Raw genomic sequence first — 25,008 nt, 5'->3', positions numbered from 1 at the left:
TTGTGACGATCACGGAGGATACGGCGCCACCCGCGGCGGGGGCGCCCGGGCCGCCGGTGCTGGACAGCCGGCGCCGCAACATCGTCTTCGCGACGATCGTGCTGGGCATGCTCCTCGCCGCGCTCGACCAGACGATCGTGGGCACCGCGCTGCCGACGATCGTGTCGGATCTGGGCGGCGCCGCGCACATGTCGTGGGTGGTGACCGCGTACCTGCTGGCCGAGACCGTGGCGACGGTGCTGGTCGGCAAGTTCGGCGACCTGTTCGGCCGCAAGGTGGTCTTCCAGGTGTCGGCGATCATCTTCATCACGGGTTCGTTCCTGTGCGGGCTCGCCACGAACATGACGCTGCTGATCGCCTGGCGGGCGTTGCAGGGCATCGGCGCGGGCGGTCTGATGGTGACCTCCATGGCGCTGATCGCGGACGTCATCCCGCTGCGCGAGCGGGGCAAGTACCAGGGCGCGATCGGCGCGGTGTTCGGTGTGGCCACGGTCATCGGACCGCTGCTCGGCGGGCTGTTCACGGACCATCTGTCGTGGCGGTGGGCGTTCTACATCAACGTGCCCCTCGCGATCGTCGTGGTGATCGCGGCGGCCCGCACCATCCCCGTGGTGAAGTCGGTGACCCGGCCGGTCATCGACTATCTGGGCATCGCGCTGGTCGCGGTCGGCGCCAGCGCCCTGATCCTGGCGACGAGTTGGGGCGGCAACGAGTACGCCTGGACGTCACCGGCCATCATCGGCCTCTTCGTCGGCGGTGTGATCGCGCTCGGCCTGTTCTGCCTGGTGGAGACGCGCGCGCCCGAACCCATGCTGCCGATGCGGCTGTTCTCCAACCCGGTCTTCACGGTCTGCTCGATCCTCAGCTTCATCGTGGGGTTCGCGATGCTCGGCGCCATGACGTTTCTGCCGACCTATCTGCAGTACGTCGACGGGGACTCGGCCACGATCTCGGGTGTGCGCACGCTGCCCATGGTCCTGGGACTGCTCATCGCGTCGGTCTTCAGCGGCAACGTGGTCAGCAAGACCGGGCAGTACCGGATCTTCCCCATCGTCGGCTCCCTGGTGATGGCGGTCGGGCTCTACCTGATGTCGCGCATGGGACCGGACACCGGGGCCTGGCTGGAGTCCCTGTACATGTTCGTGCTCGGCACCGGGATCGGGCTGTGCATGCAGGTGTTGACCATCGCCGTGCAGAACACCGTCGAGTACACCGACCTCGGCACCGCGACGTCCGGGGTGACCTTCTTCCGTACGCTCGGGAGTTCGTTCGGTACGGCCGTCTTCGGCACGATCTACACCAACGCGCTCAAGCCCAACCTGGCCGACGGGGTCAGGGCGGCCGCCGAGACGGGCGCGGCCGGGCCGGCCGTCATCGCCAGGGCGGCGCAGAGTCCTGAGGGACTGCACAGACTTCCGTCCGAGGCGGCCGCGCCCATCGTGGACGCGTACGCCGACACCATCCACACGGTGTTCCTGTGGACGGTCCCGGTCGCGCTCCTCGGCTTCGTCGTGGCGCTCTTCCTCAAGCAGGTGGAGCTGCGCGACAGCGCGCGCATGGGCTCGACGGACATGGGCGAGGGGTTCGCGTCGCCGTCCACCGCGGACTCCCAGCGGCTGCTGGAGTTCTCGGTCGCGAAGATCATCGGCGCCACGGAGATGGACACCGCGCGCCGGGTCGTCGCCGAGTCCGACACCCGGCTGGACGTGGCGGGCGCCTGGGCCGTGATGCAGGTGGAGCTGTTCACCCGCATGGTCGGCCACGCCAACCTCGCGCTGATCGCGGCCCGGCGCCATCTGCCGCCCGAGGTGCTCGTCCCGGTCTTCGAGCGCATGGTCGACGAGGGCTATCTGACCCGGCACGGCTCGCTGTACTCACACACCGCGGCGGGCGAGCGCGAGGCGCGGGTGATCAGCGAGGCCTGGGGCCGATGGCTCGCCGTGCGCGTGGAACAGGACATCGGCCGCCCGTCCGGCGCGGAACTGCGCGCCGCCGTCGACACCATCGCCAAGCGTCTGCTGGTCGAGGACCTGACGCAGGGCCTGCCGGGCCGCACACCGGAACTGACATCGGCAGCCAGGAGCTGACCGGCCCGGCCCGCGTCGGCGTCGGCGTCGGCAGCGGCAGCGGCAGCGGCAGCGGCAGCGGCAGCGGCAGCGAAGAGCTCACCGGAGACCGGCCGGCCGGTCTCCGAGGCGTGCTCAGGGGAGCAGGAGCTGTACTCCGCCCACCACCGTGGCCGCGATCACCAGGCGTTCGAAGAGCTGTTGGTTGATGCGCTTCAGCGCCCACTTCCCGAGGAACGCCCCCGGTACCACGAACACGGCCAGAGCCGCGTCCAGCAGCAGCGAGCGGCCGTCGATCAGACCGAGGCCCGCGCTGAACGGCAGCTTGGAGACGTTGACGATCAGGAAGAAGAAGGCGGAGGTGCCGAGGAAGCCGAGCTTGCGGAAGCCAGCCGAGAGCAGATACATCGACATGACCGGGCCGCCCGCGTTCGCGACCATGGTGGTGAAGCCGCCGAGGACACCGTAGGAACGTGCCTTGACGCGGCCCGCGCGGGTCACGACGGCGCCGGGTTCCTCGTCCTGGACGGCGGCCCGGCGGCGCCACAGCGTGATCCCGGTCATGAGCAGCAGGGTCGCGCCGATCGAGGCCCGTACGACCCCGTCGTCGGCCCACACCAGGAACAGCGTGCCGAGGACGACACCGGCGGCGACCGCCGGGAAGAGCCGCCACAGCGTCGGCCAGTGGGCGTGGCGCCGGTAGGTGGCGACGGCGAGCACGTCGCCGACGATCAGCAGGGGCAGCAGGACGCCTGTCGACGCGCGGGCGGGCAGTACGGCGGCGAAGACCGCCAGACTGACCGTGTTGGCCCCGCTGACGGCGGTCTTGGAGAAGCCGACGAGCAGGGCCGCGGCGGCGAGAGCGGCGAACTCCCCCATGGATATGTGCCAGAGCGTCATCGTGTTCATGCGGGGATCGATGCTATGCCCACGCCGCTCCCCCTGGTGAGGGGGGTCGCGGAGGGTGCCACGGGTCCGCCGCACGGAGCCGAGCGAGGGGTCGTCCCCGCCGGGGTGAGTCGCCGGGGTGGCCCCACCGGGGTGAGCCGCCGGGGCGTCCCCGCCAGCCGCCGGGGTGAGCCGCCGGGGTGGCCGTGCCCGGGGCTCAGCCCGGGGCACGGCCCCGGACTTCGCTCCTCGCACGCCGAAGGGACCGCTTCGTACGGGCCGTTGGCCGTGGTGGTGTCAGTGGCGCTCCACCAGGACCGCGCTGCCCTGCCCCACGCCGACGCACATCGTGGCCAGGCCCCGCTCGGCGCCCGTGCGGCGCATGCGGTGCAGCAGGGTGGTGAGGATGCGGGCTCCCGAGGCGCCGAGCGGGTGGCCGAGGGCGATGGCACCGCCGGTCGGGTTGACGAGGTCCGGGTCGATGCCGAGGGCGTCCACGCAGGCGAGGGCCTGGGCGGCGAACGCCTCGTTGAACTCGGCCTCCTGGATGTCGGCGACGCTCCAGCCGACGCGTCCGAGCGCCTTGCGGGTCGCGGGCACCGGGCCGATGCCCATGACGTCGGGATCGACGCCGGCCGAGGCCCCCGCCACATACCGTCCGAGCGATTCGAGACCCAGCTCGTTCAGGGCCTCCTCGCTGACGAGCAGCACGCCCGCGGCGCCGTCGTTCATCGGCGAGGCGTTGCCCGCGGTGACCGTGCCGTCGGCGCGGAACACCGGCTTGAGACGGGCCAGTTTGTCGAGCGAGGTGTCCTCCCGCACGCATTCGTCGCTGTCGACGACCACACCGTCGCCACGCTCCACCGGGAGCAGCTCGGTGTCGAAGTGCCCGTTCTTGCGGGCGTCCGCCGCCCGCTGGTGGCTGCGCAGCGCGAAAGCGTCCTGCCGCTCGCGCGAGACGCCGTACCGCACGGCGACCTCCTCCGCGGTCTCCCCCATGGACAGGACGCCGTGCAGGTCCCTCATCGCCGGATTGACCAGCCGCCAGCCGAGCCGGGTGTCGACGGTCTCGATGCGGTGCGGCAGCGCCTCGTCCGGGCGGGGCAGCACGAAGGGGGCCCGGCTCATCGACTCGGAGCCTCCGGCGAGCACGATGTCGGCCTCGCCTGAGGCGATGGCGCGGGCCGCCGTGGTGACGGCTTCGAGGCCGGAGGCGCAGAGCCGGTTGACGGTGGCGCCGGGCACGCTGTCGGGCAGTCCGGCGAGCAGCGCGGCCATCCGGGCGACGTTGCGGTTGTCCTCGCCGGCCTGGTTGGCGGCGCCCCAGTAGACGTCGTCGACGCGGGCCGGATCCAGGGTGGGCACCTCGGCGACCAGAGCGCGGATGACGCTCGCGGCGAGGTCGTCGGGCCGTACGGAGGACAGGGCACCGCGCAGCTTGCCGATGGGCGTGCGGCGAGCGGCCGCGAAGTGGACGGGACGCACGACAGGACTCCTGACGGACACCGGCGGACGGGCACCGGTCGTTGATGAGCACAACCATTAATTAGCACTGCTAGTTTTGGACTATATCCCCACGCCGGATCCTTGGGAAGATCCGCCCTGCCGGCGATGGCCGGGGATCGACGGCCGCCGGCTCCGCGCCTCGCGTGGATGGCAGACTGCTCGCACGCCCCGCCGAACGCAGGCCGCCGGGGTGAACAGACCCAGGAGAGCGGGGAGTTGTCGTATGACGGGGACGGAGTCCGCCACGGACGGGATCGACACCAGCAGGCCGCATCCGGCACGGGTGTACGACTGGTACCTGGGCGGCAAGGACAACTATCCGGTCGACGAGCGGCTCGGACAGCAGATCACCGCGCGTGATCCCGGAGCCAAGCGGGCCGCGCGCAGCAACCGCTGGTTCATGCAGCGGGCCACCCGGCACCTCGTCCGCACGGCGGGAATCCGCCAGTTCCTGGACATCGGCACCGGCATACCCACCGAGCCCAACCTCCACCAGATCGCGCAGAGTTCCGCCCCGGACGCACGGGTGGTGTACGTCGACAACGACCCGATCGTCCTCGCCCACGCCGAGGCGCTGCTGCGCGGCACCGCGGAGGGCGTGACGGAGTACGTCCAGGCGGACGTCCGCGAGCCGCTGAAGATCCTCGACGAGGCGGCACGGGTACTCGACCTCGACCGTCCCGTGGCCCTGTCGCTGATCGCGCTGATGCACTTCATCGCCGACGACAGCGGCGCGTACGAGCTGGTCGGCACTCTGGTCGACGCGCTGGCGCCGGGCAGCTTCCTGTCCCTGTCCGCGATGACCGCCGACTTCGAGCCGGAGGAGGTCCGGCAGGGCATCGAGGCGTACGCGCGCGGCGGTGTCACCCTGGTGGGCCGCTCGCACGCCGGTGTGAGCCGCTTCTTCGAGGGACTGGACCTGGTCGAGCCGGGGGTCGTCTCGGTGAAGGACTGGCGTCCCGAGCTCGCGGAGGGCGAGACCCCGATCGGCCACGAGCCGGTGTCCCTGTACGGCGGGGTCGGCCTGAAACGCTAGGGATCGCCGGGCAAGGGTCCGGGGCAGGGTCCTTGGACCCGGCGGCCCGGGCTGTCCTCCCCTCCGCCCCCCGAAGCCGTCGCCGCGATCCGCCCAGGTGCCCGACCACGGGCACGGGCGGTCGGGCATCATGGCTTCGACGGGTGGGTAAGTGAGGGGATCTCATATGGACCGGAGCGCACACCTGCCGGAGGAGCCGTCGGCCCCGCAGTTCCGGTTGGACGCCCTGCTGGAGGACCTCCAGGAGCAGGTGCAGCGTGTGCGCGGTACCCAGAACCGGGTGCACACCCTCCTCGAAGCGGTGCTCGCGATCGGCAGCGACCTCGACCTCGACGTCGTCCTGCGGCAGATCGTGGAATCCGCGGTGCAGCTCGTCGACTGCCGCTACGGGGCGCTCGGCGTCCTCGGCGACGAGGGCGGCATCAAGCAGTTCATCACCGTGGGCATCGACGAGGAGACCATCGCCCGCATCGGTCACTACCCCCGGGGAGAAGGCATCCTCGGCCTGCTGATCCGCGAGCCGCACGCACTGCGGCTGCCCGTGCTGAGCGACCACCCGGACTCCGTCGGCTTCCCGCCCGGTCACCCCCCGATGACCACGTTCCTCGGCACCCCCGTGCAGGTCCGCGACAAGATCTTCGGCAACCTGTATCTCACCGAGAAGCACGGCGGGGCCCCGTTCGACGCCGAGGACGAGGCGGTGCTGCGCACACTCGGCGCGGCGGCCGGTGTGGCCATCGACAACGCCCGGCTGTACGACGACGCCCGGCGCCGCGAGCGCTGGCTGGCCGCGAGCAGTGAACTGACCCGCACCCTGCTGTCCGGCGCCGACCCGGTCGACGTCCTGCACGCGTTCACGGCGACCGTCCGCGAGCTGTCCGACGCCGATCTCGTCACTCTGGCGCTGCCGCTGACCGGGACCACGGACCTGGTCATCGAGTCGGCCGAGGGGCGCGACGCCGACCAGGTGCGGGGCCTGACCCTGCCCGACGGGACGAGTCTGGCGGCCAAGGTGTACGCCTCGGGCGAGAGGATCGTCAGCACCTCGCTCAGCCAGGACCCCCGTACCGGGACGGGCAGCGCGTCGGTCCTCGACCTCGGCCCGGCGTTCGTGATTCCGCTCGGCACCCAGGAGCGGGTGCGGGGCGTTCTCCAGGTCGCGAACCGGCAGGGCGGCACCCCGTTCCCCGACGCCACCATCGACATGATCGCCGGGTTCGCGGGCCATGCCGCGCTGGCCCTGGAGATAGCCGAGCACCGCCGCGACGCGGAACAGCTCCTCGTCCTCAACGACCGTGACCGCATCGCGCGCGACCTGCACGACCTGGCCATCCAGCGGCTCTTCGCCGGCGGGCTCAGCCTCCAGTCGGTTCTCAACCGCCTCGCCGACCGGCCCGACGTGGCCGAACGCGTCCAGCGCGTGGTGGACGATCTCGACGACACGATCAAGGTCGTACGCTCCACGATCTACGCCCTGCGGGAGAGCGACCGGTCCGGCGCCACCGCCGGTCTGCGCACCCGGCTCGTCACCGAGGTGGGCCGCGCGGCCGAGACCCTGGGCTTCGCCCCCGCCCTGCGCATGAGCGGCCTGCTCGACACCGACGTGCCCGACGAACAGCGGGAACACGTGCTCGCCGTCCTGCGCGAGGCCCTGTCCAACGTGGCCCGGCACGCCGGGGCCACCGCGGTGGAGGTCACCGCCGAGGCCACCGCCACGACACTGCGGCTGCGGGTGACGGACAACGGCCGTGGCATCGGCCCCGGCGACACCCGCCGCAGCGGTCTCGGCAACATCGGCGCCCGCGCCGAGCAGCTGGGCGGCCGTTGCACCCTGACGGCCGACGAGCCGAGCGGCACCGTCCTGGAGTGGACGGTACCGCTGCACCACGACGACTCCGTCTGACCCGGGCCGCCCCGGGCCGGCACGCTGTCAGAGCCGGTCGGCCGAGGCGGGGCCGTCGTCGATGAAGCCGCCGGACTGATGGCGCCACAGCTTCGCGTAGGCGCCTTCCGACGCGAGCAGTTCCCGATGGGTGCCCTGTTCGACGATCTTCCCCCGGTCGAGGACGACGAGCCGGTCCATGGTGGCGACCGTGCTCAGCCGGTGCGCCACCACCAGCGCGGTCCGCCGCTCCATGAGCCGCCACAGCGCCGACTGGACGAGGAGCTCGCTCTCGGAGTCCAGGGCGCTGGTCGCCTCGTCGAGCAGCAGGATCGGCGCGTCACGCAGGATGGCGCGGGCGAGGGCGACCCGCTGGCGCTGACCGCCCGACAGTTTGATGCCGCGCTCTCCGACCATGGTCGCGAAACCGTCCGGCAGCGCGTCCGCGAACTCCGTGACGTGTGCCGCCTCGGCCGCGCGCCGGATCTCCTCCTCGGTCGCGTCCGGACGGGCGAAGGCGATGTTGTCCCGCAGCGAGCGGTGGAACATCGCCGGGTCCTGCGGCACGTACGCGATCAGGCTGCGCAGGTCGGTCTGCCGCAGCCTGCTGATGTCCTGGCCTCCGATCAGGATGCGGCCGCCCTCGATGTCCGTCATCCGCAGCAGCAGCCGGGTGAGCGTGGTCTTGCCGCCGCCCGATCTGCCGACCAGACCGATCTTCGCTCCGCTGGGAACGGCCAGTTCGAGCCCGGCGAACAGCGGCTCGGCGCCGCCGTGGGTGAAGGTCACCTGCTCGAAGCGGACGTCGGCGTCGCCGGCCCGCAGAGGCTCCGGAGCAGCCGGGTCGAGCACGGTCGGCGGTGACATCAGCAGCTCGGTGAACTGGGCGGCCTCCGTCATCGAGCTCTCCAGACGCCGGTAGATCTGGTTGAACTCGAACATGATCCGGGTCGCGTTCGCGTAGTACGTGAAGGCGACCACCACCGCCTCCACGCCGTGCGCTCCCCCGCCGAGCGTGATCGCGAGCAGCAGGCCGAGCGCGTTGGTCAGGACGGACATCGGCGCGACGAACGTGTCGATGCGCAGGTTGCCGTAGTCCCACGACCGCAGGGTGAGCCGCCGTGACAGCGCGACCCGGGAGCGGTGCTCCGCCGCCTCGCGCTCCTCGGCGGCGAACGCCCGCACGGTGTCCATGTTCATCAGACTGTCGGCGACATGGCCCGAGACCCGGGCGATCGCCTCCTCGCGCTCGTCGACGAGTGACTGGCGGCGGCGGATGAGCGGCACCGCGCACACGCCGGTCACGGCGATCATCGCCAGAAGGCCGACGACGAGCAGCGGTTCGTAGCGCCACAGCACCACCGACCCGAAGACGAGCGGCACGAGGCTGCCGACGACCTGGAACGTCATCGTGTCGACGAACTCCTCGAAGCGGGAGGCGAAGCTCAGCACCCGCTTGGTCAGCGAGCCCGCGAAGTTGTCGTGGAAGAACGAGGCGTCCTTGGCGAACAGTTCGTCCATGCCGATCACGTACAGCCGCTCGATGCCGAGAGCGTCCAGGCGGTTCAGACAGTGCAGGCCGAGGCGCCAGAACGCTTCCGCGAGAAGCAGGACACCGCCGAAGGCGAGGACGTACGGCAGGGCGTCACCGGCGGAGACACCGCCGCCGTCCTCCGCGATACGGCCGACGAGTTTCGCGACGATGAGCGGCGCGATGTAGCTGATGCCGATGTTGCCCACCGCCGGCAGCAGCATGCCCGGCACGGTCAGCCGCCGGAGTCTGCGGAGCTCCCTTCCGTAGTAACGAAGTGCGAGGAGGACCGGGCCCTTGCCCGGTAAGGCTTTGCGCGGTTCAGGAGATGCCATCACAGCCCTGTGTCGTCGTACGGCTGCCCGCCGCGCCGTCCGTGGTTCGGTCCACCCCGGCTCCCCAAGGCGCCGATGTCCGGATATGAGCAGGCAAGAAGCTGCATAATCCCGTGACGACGGCCACACGGTCCAAGCATTTTTCTCGGCCACCGGCCCGTCTCGGACAGCCGTACGCTCGCGCCCCCGGGGAGGAGCCGACGATCGGGGGCAAGCGGGTACGACCTCGCGCGGCGTTTTCCGACGTCGTCCGGCCTCGTCCTTCGGCGAAGCCCCTCGCGTCAGATCCGCCGGGACGGGCCGATCAGGTCGAGGCGGAACGCATTGGCCCCGGCCTGAAACCGGCTTTCGGCGTTGAGCGCGAGAAGGATCGCGGCGATGTGCCGTCGACAGGTGCGCAGGGAGATCCCGGTACGGCGGGCGATCGACTCGTCCTTGGCGCCGGCCGCCAGCAGTTGCAGGATCCGCAGCTTCAGCGGGTCGCCGGCCAGGTTGTCCGGGTCCGTCGGGGAGTCGTCCACGGATTCCTCGGCCGCGACAGCCCGCACGGGCGGCATGGACCGCTCGGCGGGCACCGCGGTGGACCAGGCGGCCTCGAAGAGGAGCCGGGCGAGCCGGACGGCGGCCGGTTCGCGGAGGACCGCGACTGCCGGTTCGTCTCCCGGTATGACCTGCGGCACCAGGGCGATCCGATCGTCGACGAGCAGGATCTCCTGCGGGAGACCGGGGCTGCTCCGCACCTCGGACGCCCCGGTTCTCGGGTGGGCCTCCAGCAGCTGCCCGGCGCGGGCCGCGTCGGGCACCGAGTCCAGCAGGGCCCGCACCCGCACCTCGCCGGACAACCAGTCCAGCCCCCGGCCGAGCAGCGGCGCGAGCACGGACGGCCGTCGGCCGCCGGACCGCAGCCAGTCCACCCCGGACCGGCAGTCGGTGGCCAGTGAGCGGAGCAGTGCCGAGAGCGCTTCGGTGCCCACGGCGCGCTCGGTGACCGGTCCGTCGAAGGCGGCGGAGACCTGCTTCTGCATCGTGAGCAGGGAATCCAGCCGGCCCCCCGCCAGGTCGAGCACCGACCGCCAGTAGCTGCTCTCGCTGGCGAGCATGGCGTGGAGTCCCGAGGCTGCCGCTTCGGCCGCGGCCGGCCACCGGGCGGCCGCCCGAACGGCCGCGGTGGTGACGGCGGGCGCGGATCCGAGCGGGGCGCATCCGGGAGATGCGTGGCCAAGAGGTGTGGGTCCTTGGGACGTGGGGCATCGACAGGTGCTGGGAGCGAACGCAGTTGCTGCCATGTCCGCCGCTGCCGCGCGGATACGCGTCAAGACTGCTCCTGGAGGAGGCATGAACGAGGCCCGCAGTCCCCGTTCTTGTGGTGGTGGGGGGCGACGTCGCCGAATCTATGGGCGAGGAGATTCGCCGGGCATCCGCAGAACTACCTAACTCATATACGTACTGATGATCAGTCACCTAAGGTGAGCCCTGGTCGGGCACGGTCCCGACGGCCGGGGGAGCTCTGCTGGGCCGGCGCTGGTGCAAGGTGGGGCGGGGCGGGGGCCTGTGGACGTACCGGACGTTCGCTCGGGGCGGCCGGCCGGGCTGGTCGGCCGGGACGTCGAACTCGGACGGCTGAAACGCGCGGTCGGGCACCTGCTGAGCGGTCTCGGGGGAATCCTGGAGATCACCGGTGAGCCGGGGATCGGCAAGACCCGGCTGCTCCGGGAACTGTCCGCCGACGCCCGTTCGCGTGGCGTCCAGGTCCTGGAGGGCCGGGCGACCGAAGCCGAGACCGGGCTCGGGTTCGGGATCTACCAGGACGCGCTGGGCGACCGGTTCCGTGCCGAGGCGGCCGGGCCGCTGCTGCCGCCCGGTCTGGCCGACTCGCTCCAGCCGCTGCTCGGCGACGGCCCCGCGAACGAGCTCTGGTCGGATCAGCCCGCACCCGTCGGCGCCGAGCGGGCGCGGACGCACCAGCGGGTGCGCTCGCTGCTCGGCCGGTGGGCCGAGCGGTCACCGACCCTGCTGATCCTGGACGACGCCCACTGGGCCGACCCGGGATCGGTCGAACTCACCGACCATCTGATCCACCATCGGGTGCGCGGACCACTGCTGCTGGTGATCACCCACCGTCCCCGGCAGACGCCGCTGCGGCTGCTCGACGTCCTCGGCCGGGCCGACCAGAGCGGCCCGGCCGAGCGGGTCGAGGTCGGACCGCTGTCCGCCGCCGAGTCCGCCGCCCTCGCCCGCCTGGCGGGCGGCCCCGGGCAGGCCGACGGCCGGTCGCACCGCTGGGACGAGACGCACCGGGAGAGTGGTGGCAACCCGCTCCTCCTGCTCGCCCTCGCCGACCTGGCGGAGGACGGCGGAGCGGCCGACGCCCGCCCGCCGGGGACCGGCGGCCGGACACTCGGCCAACCGGCGGCGGTGCTGCTCGGCGAGCTCGCCCTGGTGCCCGACGACGGCCGGTTACTCACCGCCGCCGCCTCCGTGCTCGGCGAACGCTTCCTGGTCGAGGCGCTCGCGGAGGTCGCCGAACTCTCCACGGAGCGGGCCCATCACGCGGCCACCACACTGACCCGGCGCGACATCCTGCGCCCGGTCCCCGGCACGCCCCAGCTGACGTTCCGCCACCCGGTCCTGCGCAGGCTGGTCTACCAGCACGCCGACCCGGTCTGGCGGGTCGGCGCACACCGCCGCGCGCTCGCCAGGCTGACCCGGGGCAGCGCCCCCGCGGTGGAGCGGGCCCGGCACGCCGAACGGTGCCTCGTCGACGCCGACCCGCAGGTCGTCCAGATCCTGGAGGAGGCCGCCGAGGCCGCGCTGCGGACCGCCCCGGGCGACGCCGCACGCTGGCTGGACGTCGCTCTCCGGGCCATCCCCGACGCCCCCGCCGAACGCGACCGCCGGCTCCGGCTGGAGCTCGCGCGCACCCTCGCCCTGGCCACCTCGGGGCAGCTGTCGGAGAGCCGCGACCTGCTGCACGAGGTGCTGGCCCGGGTCCCGACCGACCCCCTGGACCGGCGGATCGAGACCGCGATGCTGTGCGCCCGCACGGAACGCATGCTCGGCCACTACTCCGAGGCCGAGGCCCTGCTGCGCGACGAGCTGCCCAGGATCGAGGGCTGGTCCTCGCCCCAAGCGGTCGCGCTGATGACCGAGTACGGCACGGTGGCCCTGCTCACCGGAGGCTTCGCGGACGCCGACCCGTTCGTCGAACGGGCGGTGCGGATGGCCCGCGACCTCGGCGACCCGCCGGCCGAGGCGGCGGCCCTCGCCGTACGCGGACTCGGCAGCATCTGCCTCGGCCGGGTCGACCAGGCCCGCCGGGAACTGGCCGCGGGCGCCGCGCTGGCCGACCGGCTCTCCGACGCCGACCTCGCCCGGCAGCCGGAGGCGCTCGGCCAGCTGGGCTGGGGCGAGCTGTTCGCCGAGCAGTACGCCGACGCGGCCCGCCACCACGACCGGGCTCTGCGCCTGACCCGCCGGAACGGCCAGGACCACGTGGTGCCGCACCTGCTGCTCGGCATCGGCTTCCGGCAGCTCTGGACAGGCGAGCTGCGGCAGGCCGAGCGGACCGCCGAGGGAGCCGAGGAGGTCGCCCGGCAACTCGGCATCCGCGAGCTCAGAGGCCTGGCGATGGCCCTCCGCGCGGCAGCGACCGGCTCGAACGCCCGACCCGCCGACGGAGCGGCCCTGGCACTCACCGAGGAGGCCGTCCGGTCCGCCCCGAGCGCGGGCTTATGGAGCCGGAGCACGGTGGCCGTCCACGCACAGGCCCTGCTGGCGGCCGGTCAGGCCGCCCGCTGCGCCCGGGTCCTGCTGGACGCCGGGGGCGGCCCCGAGCTGCCGCTCACCCAGGTGATCTTCCGTCCGCTCTGGTACGCCCTGCTGTCGGCCGCCGCGCTGGCCACCGGCGACGTCGCGGAGGCCGACACCTGGGCAGTGCTCGCGGACACCGTGGCCAACGGCCTCGGACTCCGCGGCCAGCAGGGCTTCGCCCGGCGGGCCGGAGGTCTGGTGGCCGCCGCCCGAGGCGAGCCCACCCGGGCCATGGAGGGCCTGGCGGCGGCGGCCGAGTGGTTCCAGGAAGCCGGGTTCGCCGTCCAGCGTGCGCTGACCCTGGCCCTCGGCGCCCCGATCGCGGCCGCCGTCGGAGACCGCCACCGAGCCGACGCCTGGCTGGACGAGGCCGACCGGCTGGCCGCCGAGACCGGGGCCGGATCGATCGCCGGGCAGGCCGCCGCCGTCCGCCGGGGCCTGGCCGCACGGGCGGGGACGGCCGGGCAGGCCCCGCCGGACACCGCTCCCCGCCTGGCCCTGCTCACCACACGGGAACGGCAGATCACCGCGCTCGCGGTCGAGGGCACCCGGACCCGGGAGATCGCCGACCGCCTGTTCCTCAGCCCGCGCACCGTCGACGCCCACCTCGCGAAGATCTACCGCAAACTCGGTGTGTCCTCCCGGACAGCGCTCGGCGCCCTGCTGGCCGCCGAGGGCGGTCGGCAGGCACTCGGCCTTGACCGGCCCTAGGTCGTGTCCGCGAAGTCGCGTCGTCCGCCCGGAGGGCGCCGGGCAGAGGCGACTTCGCGGACACGCCCTGGCACGGCGGATCACGGGCGCAGGTCCAGCATGGGTTCGGCGTACCGGGTCGCGCCGCAGGCCGTCAGGAACACCGGGGACTCAGCCTCGGGCAGGCGCAGCAGGTCGGCGAGCCGGTGTTCGTCGAAGGACCGCGCCGGACGGGCGAACAGGCCGTGCGCCGCCGCGCCCAGGGTCAGCCCGTGCGAGACCCAGCCGCACCAGACCTGGAGCAGACCCCAGGCGGCCGGCCCGAGATCCTCGACCAGCGTCCGCAGGTCGGCCGAGAAGATCCACAGGGCGGTGGCGTGCCGGATGCCGCAGTCGTTGGCCGGCGTGAGCGGGTAGCCGAAGAGCGCCTCCATCCGGCGCGGCAGCTCCGGGTCGGCCTCCACCGGCCGCAGCCCGCCGTCGGTGAACCCGTACCGGCCGGTGGGCAGACCGGCCAGCCGCTGGGGCACCACGGTGACCCTGACCCGGGCGGCCACCTCGCGCAGCGCGACGGGTGCCGGGGCCGCCGCCCAGGCCAGCAGGTCCCGCAGGCAGTCCTCCCCGCGCGTGACCGGCCGGGCCGAGAACCCGCTCAGCGGTCGTGGCACCCGGCCCGCCGACCGGTTCCACCACACCCGGGCCCAGTCCTGGTCCGCCTTCCGGGCTCCGGGCAGGGGCAGCTCCGGGAGCGCGCGACCGGGGCCGGTGGGGGTCGCGGGGCCGGTCAGCCGGGGGGCCACGGCGGCGGCGGTCTCGGCGAGGCTGGGATGGCCGGTCTCCTCTTCGAGCAGGGCGTCCAGCTCGGCGTCGAGTGCCCCGCCGCCGACCGGCTCCAGCGGTCCGGCCGACGGCAGTTCGCCCACCTCGTGCAGCGTGACCACCACCGGTGCCGACCAGCTCCCCGGACCGGTCGCGGCCACCAGCCGGGCGGCCCGGACCACCTCGGGTCCCGACACCCGGACCGAGGCGCGCAGGCCGAACAGCTCGGCCGTCGCCAGCAGGCTGCGCAGGTTGATACCGACCTCCAGGTCCGCCAGGGCGCAGCGCAGCACGCCGTAGGGCGTCGGCAGATCGGTGTGGCGGCCGGCCAGCACGATGTTCAGGTCGTTCCGGGCGGGACGCGGAGCCGGGGCGCCGGCCGGGTCGAGGTCGACCACGGCGTGCCGGTACGGGTCGAGATATCCGGCCGGGCCCTCGGCGGGCACCGCGAAGACGTGCACCGGGAATTTGCTGCGGACGGAGGCCGTCACGCGGTGGTCGTTGGCGGGATTCGACGGCTCCCGGCGCAGCGGCCCGAAGGCCGCTGCCAGCACGGCACCCACCCGCCGGCCGCCGCCCGCCCCGACGGCGCCTGCCCGGCCGGCCGGGTAGGGGGTGGCGGCCAGCAGGTCGTGCGCGCCGAGGGGCAGCGGACGGCCCCGGTCGGCACGGGCCGACCGCGGCGGCAGGCAGGCGGTGGTCGGCACCCGCTCGTCCACGTTGATCGGATCGTGCAGCAGACCGCGCAGCGGCCCCTGCCGCAGCGCGAAGCGGAGCACGTCGGCCGTGCCGGTCACGATTCCTCCGGGGCTCGGGTGGGGGCGGTGGGTGGGTCGGCCAGCCAGATCAGGCCGCAGGGAAGCGGTACGGGGCCGAGCACCGGGTCGGTGGTGAGCCTGCGGGCGTGGACCGCGCGGCCGCGCAGCACCTCCGGGGAGCGGAGCGCGGCATCGAGGGCGGTGAGCTCCGTCGGGCCGGCCCACTCCAGGGCCCGGGTGCCGACGGTGGCGGCCGCGAACACGGCCCTGTCCTGCTGGAGTCCGGCCAGGGCACGGGCCAGTGCGGCCTGTGCGGCGGCCTGGGCGGACGGTCCCCACTGGCGGGCGAGGCGTTCACCGGTGTCCGCGTGGGTGACGGTGACCAGGGTCCAGTCGGTGCCCGGGAGGGTGCGGCGGCTGAGCCGGGCGGGGCGGTCGAAGTAGTGGGTGAGGGCCCGGAGGAGTGATCGGGCCCGCGGCGTGGCCGGTTCGGACCCCGGCAACGGCGGGCCGTCGTCGGGCTCCTCCGCGGACAGGACGCGGAGCAGGCCGTCGAGCAGCCAGCGCCGGGACGTCGTTCCGGCGGCGGCCGTGCCCGGGTGGGCGGGATCCGGCCTCGCGTCCTCGGCCGTCGCCCGGAGCAGCCGGAGCAGCGCGTCGCGCCGGGCGTCCTCGGGCTCCGTCCCCCAGCCGAGCAGCACCGGCTGTCCCGGCAGCACGACCGCTTCCAACGCGGCCAAGCGGAAGGGCAGTTGGGGCAGGTCGAGGTCGTCCCGCCACTGTCCGAGCCCGGACCACCGCGTGGTGAGCGGTTCGTCCGCAGTGCCGTCCGCCGGGGAGAGCGTGTCGTCGGCTTCCGCCGGTGCCTGGTGGGTGACGGGTGACCAACGGGGTCCGGCCGGGCGGACGGTGAACGGGTGGAGGGTGGTCCGGAGGGTGCGGCCGTGGATGAGGCGGAGATCAGGGGTGCCGAGGGCGGTCGCGCCGAGGTGGTCGAGGATGCCGCGGGCGGCGAGCGAGCCCGCGAGGGTGGCGGCGTGCAGCGTGGGGGCGCGTCCGGCGGGGTGGTCGCGGGACCAGGCGGCGGCGCGTTCGGCCGCGGCCCGGAAGGCGCGGGCCTGCGGCACGCCACGCAGCACCGGGCCGACGATCTGGTGGCCGTCCCCGGCCGGGACCGGGATGTACGGGGTGCCGGCCGGGAGGAGGGCGGCGAGCTCGGACAGCTCCGCAGGTGCGGCGGCGGCGAGGACGGCGGCCGCGGTGCGGGGGCCCGGCCGGTCGGTGACCGTGCCGACGCCCAGGTTCAGCAGCCCCCGGGTGGTGCTTCGGGCAGCGGGACCTCCGCCCAGGACGGCCACCTCGGCCGCGCGCAGGACGGCGAAGGCGGCGTACGGCTCGGCGCAGTGCTCCTCGTAATACGCCAGGGCGTCCCCGTACCGTTCGGCGGTCGCGAGGTCGGGAACGGGCCCGCCGGCCCGGTCGAGGTCGAACAGCACGCCCTGGTCGAGCAGCGCCGCCAGGACCTGCCGCAGGGCGACCCGCTCGGCCGGCTCGACGACCGAGCCGAGCAGGTCCGCCGCGTCGGCGCCGTCGGTGAGTTCGCCGAGCCGGTCGTCGAGGAGCCGCTGGAGTCGTGGCGGGGAGGCCAGGACGAACGTGCGGTCGCCCCGCGCGCAGTAGAGGCCGCGCGCCACCGGCACGAAGTGCGCGCCGGGGCGCAGCTTCACCCTCATGGCCTGACCCCGTCGTGGAAGCGCCCGCCGGGCGCGCGGTCGTACTCCAGGACCCATTCCAGGGCGTACGCGCCGTCCTGTACGCCGACCGGAACCTCCTCCAGGCAGCCGCCCACGGGGAGTTCGCGGACGGTCTCGGCCAGCAGCGCGCTGCCGAGGTCGACGTAGCGGGTGCGGTCGGGTGCCGTCGGCAGCGGGCCGAGGAGGCCGTCGAGGCCGGTGTCGGCCGGGCGGGGTCCGACCAGCAGCAGTTCCTCGGGGACGTCGTGGGCGGCCCGCCAGTCGGCGAGCGCGCAGAGCAGTCCGGGCCCGGTGGCGGTGGGCAGGTCCTCCCCCGGGTACCAGCGGCGGCCCTGGAGGACCACCCGGCCCGCCGTCAGCCTGGGCGACGAGACCGTGCCGGTGGTGCGGTGCGGATCGGCGGCGGCCTCACCGGGCGGGTCGAGCCGGAGACGGCCGGTGCCGTGCAGCCAGAGGGCGATCCGCATCGGGGGCGCGAGCTGGCCGGGCGTGGCCAGGGCCGGGGAGTGCACGGTGACCGGCGCGCCGTCCGGGTCGAGCAGCTCCAGGGTGTCGGTGCCGCGGTCGTGGGACAGGGTGAGGCCGAGCCAGCCGACCGGGTCGATCCGGTCGGGGAGGAGCGGTGGGCGGTGGTTGACGTCGAGGCCGTGCAGCCCCCGGTCCTCCAGCGGGACGGCGGGGCCCGCGGCGCGTTTGAGCCGTTCGGCGATCCTGGTGCGGGCCTCGCCGCCGAACGCGCGATCGGTGCCGAGGTGGCGCAGTGCGGAACTCCCGCCGCCGGGGTGGTACCCCCGGACCGCGAGCCGGTCACCGATCGGCCGCACCAGCACTCCGTACGAGGCGTGGGGGCGACGGAAGCGCTCGGGAAGTCCGTCGGCGAGGGCGGCCAGCTCCGCCGGGTCGATCCCGACCTCGGTGACCCCGGTCGCGATCCGTTCGCCGAGCAGCGCCCGGGCGGCGGCGCGCAGCCGCAGCAGTTCGGTGAGGGAGCCGTCGGTGGGGCCGAAGTCCGGACTGGTGACGGGGGTCAGCAACCGGGCCCGGCGGGCGACCACGGCGACCAGGTCGGCGGCGCAGTCGGCCAGCCTGACCCGGGCCCCGGGGCCGAACCGCTCGGTGAAGGCCGCGACCAGCAGCGCCCGGGCGTCGTGCACCCGGTCGGACAGGGCGGCGAACTCCAGCACCCGGGCCAGGTCGTCCAGGGCCTCCCGGTGCGGCGACGCGGCGATCCCGACCGGCGGCAGCACGTACTCCTCGGTGACCCGTAGTCCGATCGGGTGCGAGAGCAGGGCGTTGAGTGCCCGCTGGTCCTCGGCCAGCCCGGCCAGGGCGTCGGCCGGTGGCCGCTGGTGACCTGCGGCGGCGTCCAGTCGCTCCTGGACGTCGACCAGCAGCTTGGCCGCTCCGGGGTGACGGTCGGCCAGGAGCTGGGCGGCGGCTGCCGCGGGGCGTTCGTCCTGACCATCGAACTCCGCTGCGCCGACGAGGAGTTGGAGCTCCACCGCCTCGGCCGCGAGGGCGGCTGCGGCCTCCGGACCCAGCCCGAGCCCGGTGGCCAGCTCCCGGACCAGCACCTCGGCGGGCAGCGGACCGAGCTCGACCAGGCCGAGCAGGGCCCGGACCCTCCCGGTCGTCGCGGTGCCGACCAGCCGGAGCTGCTCGCCGGCGCGGCGGTAGAACCGGACCTGGGAGTGCCGGTGCCGCAGGGTCCAGTTGGCGCGCAGCAGCGGCGGGAGCGACCCGGCCGCCGGATCCGGGCCGGCCAGCAGGGCGTCGACCGCCATCACCAGCTGCGGCCGGTCCAGCGCGAGGACGGAGCGGCCGCCGGCCGGGTCGAGGCCGGGTCGGTCCAGCGAGGCGCCGTGCTCGTCCCAGCGGCCCAGGGCGACCGCGGTGTGCGCCGTCGGCGGCCCGAGCCGGAGCATCGCCCGGGAGAACTGCTCCAGGACGGCGGGCTCCGAAGCCGTGGCGTCCCGCGCGGCGGGCGGCCGCTCCGGCGGATCGGCGGCGAGGTAGCCGCTCACCGGGCCGCCGGGCCGTCCGGCGGCGAGCGTCGACCGGAAACAGTCCCCGAGCAGCGCAGAGCGCAGTGCGGCGCGCTCCTGCCGTAGCGCCTCGCCGTGGGCGGTCGCCACCTCGCGTTCGGCCGCCGCCCGGTCCGGGGCGGTGGCCAGCGCGGTCAGGGCGGCTCGCAGACCGGGCGAGGTGAGGCGGCGGCCGGGGACGCGGCCGAGCAGGAGGACCGGGGTGTCCGCCGGGCGGCCGTCGGCCGGGGCGGTCATACGGTGGCTCCGGCGGGTGCGGCGCTCCCGGTGGCGAGCTGGGGACGGACCTGGTCGGCGAAGAGTTCCACCGAGCGCATGGCGTCGGTCCCGCCGAAGCCGCCGAAGTCCGCCTGCCAGAGGATCCCGTCCGGGGAGACCCGCTCCTGGAAGCGGCCGATCTGGTCGGCGACGTGCTCGGGCGAGCCGACGAACGCCGTCCCGGTGGCCCGCAGGTCCTTCGCGGTCAGCGTACGGACCACGTTGCCCAGACCGGTGTACTGGACGTAGTCGGTGGAGACGGTCTCGTCCCAGGTGTCCAGGGCGGAGGCCCAGACCTTCAGGTACTCGTTCAGGTGCGGGTCGGCCAGCTCGCGGGCCTTCTGATCGGTCTCGGCGACGAGCAGCGGCAGGCTGGCCATGACGCTCGGGGTGCCGTCCGGGTGGTGCGCGGCGAACGCCTCGCGGTAGCGGGCGGTGAGCGAGGTGTCGAACTCGCGGCCGGTCGGGGTGATCAGCAGACCGTGGCCGAACCGGCCGATCCGGTCGAAGCTCTCCGGGGTCTGCACCGCGGCGACCCAGAACGGCGGCCGCGGGTTCTGGGTCGGCCGGGGAAGCACGGTGGCGTTCCGGAACGAGAAGTACGGGGTGTCCTCGGTGACCTGTTCCTCGGTCAGCAGCCGGTGCACCGCGTTGATCGTCGCTTCGAAACGCTGCCGGCTGCCGTCCATCGGCACCTGGAAGGTCTGGAACTCGTGCGGCAGGTAGGCACGGGCGAAGCCGACCTCCAGGCGCCCGTCGCTGATCGCGTCGACCATGGCGATGTAGGAGGCGAGTTTCACCGGGTGGTGGAAGACCGGCAGGGTGCAGCCGGTGATCAGCCGGATCTGCCGGGTCTGCGCGGCCACCGCGGCCAGGAAGGTCAGCGGGCTCGGGCAGTAGCCACCGTAGGCGTGCAGGTAGTGCTCGGTCATCTTGACGTAGTCCATCCCGGACTCGTCCGCCAGCCGGCAGAGGTCGAAGACCTCCCGGTAGTAGTCGACCGGAGACTTGGTCCGCGGTGAGGAGTCGGGGAGGAAGGAGACGCCGAAGCGCATGGTGTTGCTCCTAACTGGGCGTCAGTCGGTGTCGGCCTGGGCGGGCGGCCCGAGCAGCACCGCGGTGTACGCCTCGGGGCGCAGGTGAGCGGCGGCGGCCGCGCGGACCTCGTCGTCGGGGACGGCGCGCAGCCGGTCCGCGATCCGGTCGGCCCAGTCGGCGGGCAGGCCGGCCAGGACCGGCCCGTACAGGCTGTCGGCGAGACCCTTCTGGGTGGAACGGACGAGCGCCTGGATTCCGAGTGCGTGACCCCGGGCGGCGGCGATCTCCTCGGCGGTCGGCGGTCGGTCGCCGGAGATCGCGGCCAGTTCCGCCAGGGTGCCGTCGACGGCCGCGGTCGCGTGCCGCGGCGCGCTGGCGAACTGGACGGTGCCGAGCGCCGAACCGGTCCGCTGCTCGATCACGGACTGCCCGGTGTAGATCCGGCCCTCCCGTTCGCGCAGCCGTTGGACCAGGCGCGACGAGAAGTAGCCGCCGAAGACCTGGTCCGCGAGCACCAGCGCGGGGTAGCCCGGGTCCGTCCGGACCAGGGAGGGCGCGGCCAGCCGGGCCTCACTCTGCCGGGACCCGGCGACCGGGACGGCCTGGGCCGGCTCCCCCCGGTGGGCCGGGACGGGCAGCGGGGCCATCCGCACCGCCCGGAGCCGGGCCGACCAGCCGCCCAGCGCGATCGCCGACTCCTCGACGACCCGGGTGGGCTGGACGTCTCCGACCAGGATCAGCGCCGAGCCGCGAGGCACCAGCCGGGTCCGGTGCAGCTCGGCCACCTCGTCCCGGTCGACCGCTGCGACATGGTCCGTGGCGGGGGTCTCCCGGGTGGCCGGGTGATCGCCGAAGCAGCGGCGCAGCAGCGCCGCTCGCGCGGTCCGGGCCGGCATCGACTCGGTGAGCCGGATCCGGTGCAGCAGCCGCTCACGCTCGGCCTCCAGCGTGGCCGGCTCGTACCCCGCGCCGGTGAGGCGGTCCGCGAGCACGGCCAGCAGCCGGGGCAGGCCCTCGGCCAGTACCTGACCGGTGATCCGGAGTTCCTCGGGCCCGACCACGGCTTTCAGACTGCCGCCCACGGCGGCGAGTTCGTCGTCGACGGCGGTCCGGCCGCCCCCCGCGCCGCCGGTCAGCAGGGTGCAGGCGAGCAGCTCGGCTGCGGCCGTGTGCCGGGCGGTGGAGCCGCCGAAGGGCACGCCCAGGCGGAGCTGGACCACCGGGGCGGTGGCCCGGCGGGCCGCCACCACGCGCAGGCCGGTGGGCAGGACGGTGTCCACCACCTCCAGCGGTGGCGCGGGCCGCGGTGGGGCGAGCGGGGGCGGCATGGTCCCGGTGCTGCCGGGGTTCATCGATCGGCCTTCCGCTCGGGTACCAGCCGGAGCACGGCCGGGTGGCGGCCGGCCAGGTCGGCCGTCACCCGCCGCACGTCCTCGGTGGTGACGGTGGCGAAGCGCCGCGGCGCGTCGAGAACCAGCTCTCCGTCGCCGTGCAGCAGTTCGTAGCCGGCCAGTCGCCGGGCGCGGACCCCGACCGGGTCGGTGTCGGAGTACCAGGCGGTCTGCAACCTCCGCACCGCGCGCAGGAGTTCGTCCTCGGCGGGGCCTTCGGCGGCCAGTTCGGCGAGTACCTCGTCGATGGCCTCCGCCGTGTGCCGGGCGGAGACGCCGGGCGGGCAGACGGCGTTGACCAGGAAGGCGTCCGGGTCCCGGGCGTCGAAGGGGCCGGAGAGGCCGGCCATGGCCATCACCTGGGTGGCCAGCCGGCGTTCGCGGATCAGCGAGCGGCGCAGCCGGCTCGACTCGCCGTCGCCGAGGACGGCGGCGGCGACCACGGCCGCCAGGTGGTCGGGCGAGTCCGGCGGCGGCATCCGTCGGCCGACGGCGATCGCGGGGAGGGGAGCGAGGCGGTCGGTGCGTTCGACCGTACGAGGCCCGGCGAGCGGCGGTTCGGCGAGCTCGGGCGGCGCGGCGGCCGCACGGGACGGGATCGTCCAGAAGTGCCGCTCGGCCAGCTCGACCGCCTCGTCGGGGTCGATGCCGCCGCAGATGGCGAGCACGGCGTTCGCCGGGGCGTAGTGGCGGTCGAAGAAGTCCACGCACTCCTCGACCGTCGCCGCGCCGAGCGACGCGTGATCGCCGTACCCGTCATGGGTGTTGGCGAAGGAGTCGAAGAGCACCTGCGGCAGCCGGAAGGTGGGGAAGCCGCCGTACGGCCGGTTGGTGACCGTGCGGCGGATCTCCTCGGCGATCACCGAGGCCTGGGTGGTGATCGCCTCCGGGGTGATCCGCGGTGCCCGCATCCGGTCGGCCTCCAGGAAGAGGCCGAGCTCCAGGGCCTCGGCCGGCATCGCCTCGAAGTAGCTGGTGTGGTCTCGGTGGGTGGTGCCGTTGAAGACGCCGCCGTTGGCCTGGATGTGCCGGGCGTGCTCCTGGGCCGTGAGGTTGGCGCTGCCCTGGAACATCAGGTGCTCGAAGAGGTGGGCGAAGCCGGACCGGGACTCGGAGCGATAGCCGACCCGGTAGGCGACGGACAGGCCGACGGCCGGGCTGCCCGGGTCCGGGATCACCACCAGCCGCAGACCGTTGGCCAGCCGGTGCCGGCGCACCTCGGCGACGGCGGGCGGGGCCACCGCGGTGGGCACCGTCATGAGCCGCTGCGGATCGCGCGGGCGGCGAACCAGGTGGCGAAGGCCGCCAGGCCGGCCGCGACGGCCACTCCGACCAGGGTGTCGCTGCCGCTGAACTCGCCTGCGAACAGGGCACGTTCGGCCGTCACGACGTGCGAGATCGGGTTGGCTTCGGCCAGTCCGGCGAGCCAGCCGGGCGCCAGCGCCAGCGGCAGCAGCACCCCGGAGAGCAGCATGGTGGGCAGCATCAGCGTGTTGAGCACCTGGCCGTACGCCTCTTCGTTCTTCACCAGCAGCGCGAGCCCGTACGCGAAGCCCGACATCGCCATGCCGACCACGGTGACCAGGACGAACGCCGCCAGCACCCCGCCGACCGGCGCCCGCAGTCCGGCGACCAGCGCGCCCAGGGTGAGCAGCCCGGCCTGGAGGGTGAGCACCACGGCGTCCCGGAGCATCCGGCCCAGCAGCAGGCCGAGTTCGTCGGCCGAGGAGATCCTCATCCGGTCCAGGGCACCGGACCGGACCTCCGAGATGATGCCGAAGCCGACGAACACGGCGGAGAAGACGCCCTGCTGGACGAGCAGCCCGGGGACGAAGACCCGCCAGGTGTTGCCTCCCTCGAAACCCGGCGCCTGGCCGATCCGGCCCAGCAGGGGGCCGAAGAGTGCCAGGTAGAGCAGCGGCTGCATCAGGCCGAAGATCACCCAGGCGGGCTTGCGGAGGGTGAAGCGCATCGAGCGCTGGAAGACGATCCAGCTGGTCGCGGCGGTGGTCACGTGGTCACCTCGGTGTTCGGCGTCTCGGTGGCCGACAGGATCTGGTCTCCGTCGGAGGGCACGGGCAGGACCGGGCGGCCCTCCTCGCGCAGGGAACGGCCGGTCAGACGCAGGAAGACGTCGTCCAGGGTGGGGCGCTTGACGGAGACCGACTCCAGGGCGACGTCGGCGAGGTCGAGGGCCCGCAGCAGTTCGGGGAGCAGTCGCTGGGCGTGCGCCACGTGGAACTGCACGCCGGCCGGGGTGGTGTCCAGGTCACAGCCGGGGACCAGCCGGGCGACCACGGTCGCGGCGTCGCTGATCCGGCCGGTCTCCAGGGTGACCACGTCGCCACCGATCCGGCCCTTCAGCGCCTCGGCGGTGTCGGAGGCGATCACCTGGCCGCCGTCGATCACGATGATCCGGTCGCAGAGCAGGTCGGCCTCTTCCAGGTAGTGCGTGGTGAGGAAGACCGTGGTGCCGTGCTCGGCGCGAAGTCTGCGCAGGTGGTCCCAGAGGTTGGCCCGGCTCTGCGGATCCAGGCCGGCGCTCGGCTCGTCCAGGAAGAGGACGGAGGGGCGGTGCACCAGCCCGAGCGCGACATCCACCCTGCGGCGCTGGCCGCCGGAGAGCTTGGCGACCGGCCGTCCGCTGAAGCCGTCGAGCTCGAACTGGTCGATCAACTCGGCTGTACGAGCGGTTGACTGACGGTACGTCATGCCCTGCAACCGAGCCTGGGTGCGCAGCTCGTCAGCGACCAGGTGCTCGGAGCCGCCGGAGGACTGGGCGACGTAGCCGATCGCCCGCCGCACCGCGGCCCGCTCGCGGACCACGTCGTGGCCGGCCACCGAGGCGGTGCCGCCGGTGGGCGTCTGGAGGGTGGTGAGCATACGTACCGTGGTGGTCTTGCCGGCGCCGTTGGGGCCGAGAAAGCCCACCATCTCCCCCTCGGCCACCTCCAAGTCGATGCCCCGGACGGCGTCCACGGTCCCGTTCCGGACGGCTTCGACCGTGCCGAAGCGGGTCCGGTACGAGTAGCTGAGGCCTTGCGCGCTGATCACAGAGTTCCTCCGGTCCTGAATCGAACAGGACGCCGCGGGATGAGACGGGCGGACAACGGTCAAGCCCTGGGCGGCCCGTCGGCGTGGCCGCACCGGCGGCGGCCGGGCACTGCGCCACTCTGGTCAATTCCGCGCCGCGGAGTCCAG

Annotated in this window: 16 protein-coding genes; 4 read left to right on the top strand and 12 right to left on the bottom strand. The window is 73.9% G+C overall.

Annotated features, from left to right (window positions below):
* Positions 1 to 2 precede the first annotated feature (2 nt).
* Positions 3 to 2,087: an MDR family MFS transporter gene (locus ACF07B_RS14435; RefSeq protein WP_369485450.1), complete on the top strand. Its 2,085-nt coding sequence runs from the start codon at positions 3 to 5 to the stop codon at positions 2,085 to 2,087.
* A 114-nt stretch (positions 2,088 to 2,201) separates the two neighbouring features.
* On the opposite strand, the gene ACF07B_RS14430 is transcribed toward ACF07B_RS14435, so the two are convergent.
* Both ACF07B_RS14430 and ACF07B_RS14425 read right to left on the bottom strand, forming a co-directional pair.
* Positions 2,202 to 2,975 (bottom strand): sulfite exporter TauE/SafE family protein, encoded by a 774-nt coding sequence (locus ACF07B_RS14430; RefSeq protein WP_384240636.1) that lies wholly within the window; start codon positions 2,973 to 2,975, stop codon positions 2,202 to 2,204.
* A gap of 276 nt (positions 2,976 to 3,251) precedes the next feature.
* Complete coding sequence (locus ACF07B_RS14425; protein ID WP_392179184.1) at positions 3,252 to 4,439, bottom strand: thiolase family protein; 1,188 nt, start codon at positions 4,437 to 4,439, stop codon at positions 3,252 to 3,254.
* Between the two features lie 244 nt (positions 4,440 to 4,683).
* Between ACF07B_RS14425 and ACF07B_RS14420 the strand changes: the two genes are divergently transcribed.
* Both ACF07B_RS14420 and ACF07B_RS14415 read left to right on the top strand, forming a co-directional pair.
* Positions 4,684 to 5,496, top strand: a complete 813-nt coding sequence (locus ACF07B_RS14420; protein ID WP_392179183.1) for an SAM-dependent methyltransferase — start codon at positions 4,684 to 4,686, stop codon at positions 5,494 to 5,496.
* A gap of 166 nt (positions 5,497 to 5,662) precedes the next feature.
* Positions 5,663 to 7,399 (top strand): GAF domain-containing protein, encoded by a 1,737-nt coding sequence (locus ACF07B_RS14415; RefSeq protein ID WP_392179182.1) that lies wholly within the window; start codon positions 5,663 to 5,665, stop codon positions 7,397 to 7,399.
* Between the two features lie 27 nt (positions 7,400 to 7,426).
* Here ACF07B_RS14415 and ACF07B_RS14410 read toward each other — a convergent pair whose 3' ends face one another.
* Together ACF07B_RS14410 and ACF07B_RS14405 are read right to left on the bottom strand one after the other, a co-directional pair.
* A complete protein-coding gene (locus ACF07B_RS14410) occupies positions 7,427 to 9,244 on the bottom strand; it encodes an ABC transporter ATP-binding protein (protein ID WP_392179181.1) in 1,818 nt (605 codons plus the stop codon).
* A gap of 281 nt (positions 9,245 to 9,525) precedes the next feature.
* Positions 9,526 to 10,344 carry a LuxR C-terminal-related transcriptional regulator gene (locus tag ACF07B_RS14405; protein ID WP_392179180.1) on the bottom strand — a complete coding sequence of 273 codons (819 nt, stop codon included), beginning with the start codon at positions 10,342 to 10,344 and terminating at the stop codon, positions 9,526 to 9,528.
* A 451-nt stretch (positions 10,345 to 10,795) separates the two neighbouring features.
* Here ACF07B_RS14405 and ACF07B_RS14400 point away from each other — a divergent pair, with 451 nt between their 5' ends.
* Positions 10,796 to 13,765 carry an AAA family ATPase gene (locus ACF07B_RS14400; protein ID WP_392179179.1) on the top strand — a complete coding sequence of 990 codons (2,970 nt, stop codon included), beginning with the start codon at positions 10,796 to 10,798 and terminating at the stop codon, positions 13,763 to 13,765.
* Between the two features lie 80 nt (positions 13,766 to 13,845).
* Here ACF07B_RS14400 and ACF07B_RS14395 read toward each other — a convergent pair whose 3' ends face one another.
* Genes ACF07B_RS14395 through ACF07B_RS14360 form a run of 8 tightly spaced genes read right to left on the bottom strand, consistent with a single transcriptional unit; the run spans position 13,846 to position 24,861 of the window.
* A complete protein-coding gene (locus ACF07B_RS14395) occupies positions 13,846 to 15,360 on the bottom strand; it encodes a hypothetical protein (protein ID WP_392179178.1) in 1,515 nt (504 codons plus the stop codon).
* A complete protein-coding gene (locus tag ACF07B_RS14390) occupies positions 15,357 to 17,054 on the bottom strand; it encodes a hypothetical protein (RefSeq protein ID WP_392179177.1) in 1,698 nt (565 codons plus the stop codon). The genes ACF07B_RS14395 and ACF07B_RS14390 overlap by 4 nt, the downstream gene beginning before the upstream one ends.
* Positions 17,051 to 19,357, bottom strand: coding sequence for a hypothetical protein (locus ACF07B_RS14385; protein ID WP_392179176.1), 2,307 nt, complete (start codon positions 19,355 to 19,357; stop codon positions 17,051 to 17,053). The genes ACF07B_RS14390 and ACF07B_RS14385 overlap by 4 nt, the downstream gene beginning before the upstream one ends.
* The gene (locus ACF07B_RS14380; protein ID WP_384243482.1) at positions 19,354 to 20,433 is read right to left on the bottom strand and encodes an LLM class flavin-dependent oxidoreductase; all 1,080 of its coding nucleotides are present in this window, start codon (positions 20,431 to 20,433) and stop codon (positions 19,354 to 19,356) included. The genes ACF07B_RS14385 and ACF07B_RS14380 overlap by 4 nt, the downstream gene beginning before the upstream one ends.
* Before the next feature lie 21 nt (positions 20,434 to 20,454).
* On the bottom strand, positions 20,455 to 21,768 hold the full coding sequence (locus ACF07B_RS14375) for a M16 family metallopeptidase (protein WP_392179175.1): 1,314 nt from the start codon (positions 21,766 to 21,768) through the stop codon (positions 20,455 to 20,457).
* Positions 21,765 to 23,066 carry a M16 family metallopeptidase gene (locus ACF07B_RS14370; RefSeq protein WP_392179174.1) on the bottom strand — a complete coding sequence of 434 codons (1,302 nt, stop codon included), beginning with the start codon at positions 23,064 to 23,066 and terminating at the stop codon, positions 21,765 to 21,767. Before ACF07B_RS14370 ends, ACF07B_RS14375 begins: the two co-directional genes overlap by 4 nt.
* Positions 23,063 to 23,821: an ABC transporter permease gene (locus ACF07B_RS14365; protein ID WP_392179173.1), complete on the bottom strand. Its 759-nt coding sequence runs from the start codon at positions 23,819 to 23,821 to the stop codon at positions 23,063 to 23,065. Before ACF07B_RS14365 ends, ACF07B_RS14370 begins: the two co-directional genes overlap by 4 nt.
* Positions 23,818 to 24,861: an ATP-binding cassette domain-containing protein gene (locus ACF07B_RS14360; RefSeq protein WP_392179172.1), complete on the bottom strand. Its 1,044-nt coding sequence runs from the start codon at positions 24,859 to 24,861 to the stop codon at positions 23,818 to 23,820. The genes ACF07B_RS14365 and ACF07B_RS14360 overlap by 4 nt, the downstream gene beginning before the upstream one ends.
* Between the last annotated feature and the right edge of the window lie 147 nt (positions 24,862 to 25,008).

It is taken from the genome of Streptomyces sp. NPDC015532 (assembly GCF_043078065.1).
Classification (GTDB): Bacteria; Actinomycetota; Actinomycetes; order Streptomycetales; family Streptomycetaceae; genus Streptomyces.
The sequence above is the reverse complement of the archived record's forward strand: the minus strand, read 5'-3'. Positions and strand labels throughout refer to the sequence as shown.